Below are 3466 nucleotides of genomic sequence, written 5' to 3' on the forward strand. Positions count from 1 at the left end.
CCGGTGGTGGCGCTGAACGGCACGATCTGATCGATGTCCAATCCGAGAAACTTCGACACGATTTCGAGGCGCGGCGTCACGTCGAGCTTGCGCAACTTGTCGACCTTGGTAACGGCGAAAATGGTCGGCACCCCGAGGTCGGCGAGAAAGTCGAGCATCGTGAGGTCGTCTTCGGTGGGATCGTGGCGTACGTCGAGCAGCTGCACGACGCCACGCAATACCGGACTGTCCGTCAGATACCCCTCGATCAGCGGACGCCACTCCGCCTTGCGCGCCTTCGAAATCTTTGCATACCCGTACCCCGGTAGGTCGGCTAGGCAAAAAAGCTTGTTCACGTTGAAGAAGTGAATCTCGCGCGTGCGGCCGGGCGTGTTGCTCACACGCGCGAACGACTTGCGTCGCATCAGGCGGTTGAGGAGCGACGACTTGCCGACGTTCGAGCGGCCCGCGAAGGCGATCTCCGGCAGATCAGGATCGGGACGCCATCCGCCCTGCTTGGCCATCGGCCCGAGATACTCGAGGCTCTTGATGACTAACGGGTCGATGCGCGGCGCCACGACCGACGTGCCGATGTCAGTGAAAATTGGAGACGAGTCGCTCACGTGGGGCGCTCCATCTCAGAATCGATCACCATCGCATCACTCACTTCGGGCAGGGGAGAACGCAGCGCCAGCGCGAGCACTTCATCCATCGTGCGCACGGGGTGCCACGTCACTTCGTTCCGGACATCTTCAGGCAGTTCCGCCAAGTCCTTGGCGTTGCCCTGCGGTACGATCACGTGTGAGATGTGATGCCGATGTGCCGCCACTCCCTTCTCGCGCACGCCGCCGATGGGCAGGACCCGACCACGCAGTGTGATCTCCCCGGTCATCGCGACATCGCCACGCACTGGAATGCCGGTGAGGGCGCTGGTGAGCGCGGTGGCCAATGCGATACCGGCCGATGGTCCGTCCTTCGGTGTCGCACCGGCAGGCAAGTGCACGTGAATGTCGCGTGTGCGATGGAAGTCGGCCGGCAGTCCCATGGAATGCGCGCGGGAGCGCACGTAGCTGAGCGCGGCGGCGGCCGATTCCTTGATGACATCACCAAGCGTGCCGGTGAGCTGCAATCGTCCGCGTCCAGGCACGACACTCACTTCGATCTCCAGCAGTTCGCCGCCCACGTGCGTGTAGGCGAGCCCCGATGCGACACCCACCTGATCGCGCAGGCCGCTTTCCTGCTCATCGTGCGGGGCTGGACCCAGCATCGACGGGAGTTCGTCCTTCGTAATCACCACCTGCGCGTCGGGCGCCAGCGCGCGACGCGCGAGTTTACGCGACAAGCGTGCAAGACGACGATCGAGATCGCGCACACCCGCCTCACGCGTCCATCCCCGGATCAGCGCCGACAGCACGTTCGGGTCGAGCGTCACTTGGTCCGGCGGAATCCCGTGTGCCGTCAACTGGCGCGGCAGCAGGAACCGCCGGGCAATGGTGATCTTCTCCGGCTCGAGATAACCTGGCAGCCGGATGATCTCCATGCGATCACGCAGCGCTTCCGGAATCGAGGCCAGCGAGTTGGCGGTGGTGAGGAACAGCACCTGCGACAAATCGTAGTCAACTTCAAGAAAGTGGTCGTTGAACGCGTGGTGCTGTTCGGGGTCGAGCACCTCGAGCAACGCCGCCGCCGGATCGCCTCGCCAGTCACTGCCGAGCTTGTCGACTTCGTCGAGCAGAATAACGGGATTGATCGTTTCCGCCCGACGCATCGCCTGGATAATGCGACCGGGCAGGGCACCGATATACGTTCGACGGTGACCGCGGATCTCGGCTTCATCACGCACGCCGCCGAGCGCCATACGCACAAACTTGCGTCCGAGGGCGTGCGCGATCGACTTGCCGAGCGAGGTCTTGCCCACGCCCGGCGGACCCACGAGGCAGAGAATCGGGCCGGGCAGGTGACCAACGCGGCCGAGGACCGCGATGTAATCAAGGATGCGCTCTTTGACTTCTTCGAGACCGTAGTGATCGGCTTCGAGCACCGCGCGCGCGTGATCGAGATCGATGGTGTCGTCGGAGCGAACCGTCCACGGCAGATTGAGCGCCCAATCGAGCCAGCCACGGGTCACGGTGGCATCGGGCGACATCGGCGACGTGCGTTTGAGCTTCCGCAACTCGCGATGCGCACGCGTGGCGACCGTTGGTGGCAATCCGCGCTCGGCGACTTGCTTTGCGAGCTCTTCGAACTCGTCGCCGTCTTCCTGGCCGAGCTCCTTATGAATCGCGCGCAACTGTTCCTGCAGGTAGAACTCGCGTTGATTCTGAAAGAGTGACCCGCGCACCTGTTCGTCGAGCTTCTTCTCGAGCTTGAGCAGATCGAGTTCACGGCCCAGCACGGTAACGAGCTGCGACGCAAGTTCGGCCAGCGTTGGCGCTTCGAGCAGACGCTGCCGTTGCTCAATGGACACCTGCAAATGCGCCGCGATCCCGAATGCGATTCGCTGTTCGTCGTCGAGCGCCTGCAGGAGGCCGACCACTTCCGGCGGCAGGCGCCGCTGAAGGGTGGCGTACTCCTCGAACATGGTGAGGGCATGCCGAAGCGTCGCCTGCGCGTGGTCGCGCGACGTCGACTTGGCTGTGCCGGGCTTCAGCGGCAATGGCGCGACGCGGGCTTCGAGTAGCGCGCTACGGCGCGACGTGGTGTAGCGCTGTACGCTCACGCGCGCGACGGCTTCGATCAGGATCTTGGTTGTGCCACCGGCGAGACGCGTGACCTGTTGCAGTCGCGCGAGGACACCGACTCGATGCAGATCGGACGCGCCAGGCGTATGGGCGTCGGCATCACGCTGCGTGACGAGCAGCAGCTCCTGCGTGCCCGCAGTGGCCGCAGCGACGGCCGCGAGCGATCCTTCGCGTCCGATCAGGAGAGGCATGGCGACCTGGGGAAACAACACCACGTCGCGAAGTGGAAGGACCGGCAGCCGTTGGCTGCCGGTCCTTGAAGTGCGGTTCGTGCTCAGGCTTCCTTCTTCTGCCGCTTCGGCGCGAGTTCGAGGAGCGGTGGACCACCGAGTAAGACGGAGGCTTCCGTGACGCGAACTTCGACCACGTCATCCCGGGTGGGAAGGTCGAACATCGTGTCCTGCAGGGTTTCTTCGAGAATGGCGCGCAAGCCACGAGCGCCCGTGCCGCGACGCAGCGCCTTACTGGCCACCGCGCGAAGGGCGGACTCCTCGAACGAAATCTTCACATCTTCGAGTTCGAAGAGACGCTGATACTGCTTCGTCAGCGCATTCTTCGGCTCCTTCAGGATCTGAACGAGCGAGTCCTCGTCGAGCGCTTCGAGCGGCACACAGACTGGCAGGCGTCCGACGAGTTCGGGGATGATCCCGAAACGGAGCAGGTCGTCGGGCTCGACTTCGGCGAACGGTGTCTTGGCAGTGGTTTGCTTGATGGAGACCACCTTGCCGTCGTGCTTCTTGGTGTCG

The 3466-nt window shown here is 63.8% G+C and carries 2 protein-coding genes and 1 pseudogene; all 3 read right to left on the reverse strand.

From position 1 onward, the window contains the following. Positions 1-602: ribosome biogenesis GTP-binding protein YihA/YsxC (yihA, locus tag ACLL97_RS10600; RefSeq protein WP_411280442.1), on the reverse strand; the 602-nt coding region annotated here is incomplete at its 3' end. Beyond that, complete coding sequence (gene lon, locus ACLL97_RS10605) at positions 599-2959, reverse strand: endopeptidase La (protein WP_411280443.1); 2361 nt, start codon at positions 2957-2959, stop codon at positions 599-601. The genes yihA and lon, both read right to left, overlap by 4 nt. 35 nt (positions 2960-2994) lie before the next feature. After that, positions 2995-3466 (reverse strand): annotated as a pseudogene (locus tag ACLL97_RS10610) (ATP-dependent Clp protease ATP-binding subunit ClpX); the annotation flags it as partial.

This window comes from Gemmatimonas sp., assembly GCF_046594945.1.
Taxonomy (GTDB): Bacteria; Gemmatimonadota; Gemmatimonadetes; order Gemmatimonadales; family Gemmatimonadaceae; genus Gemmatimonas.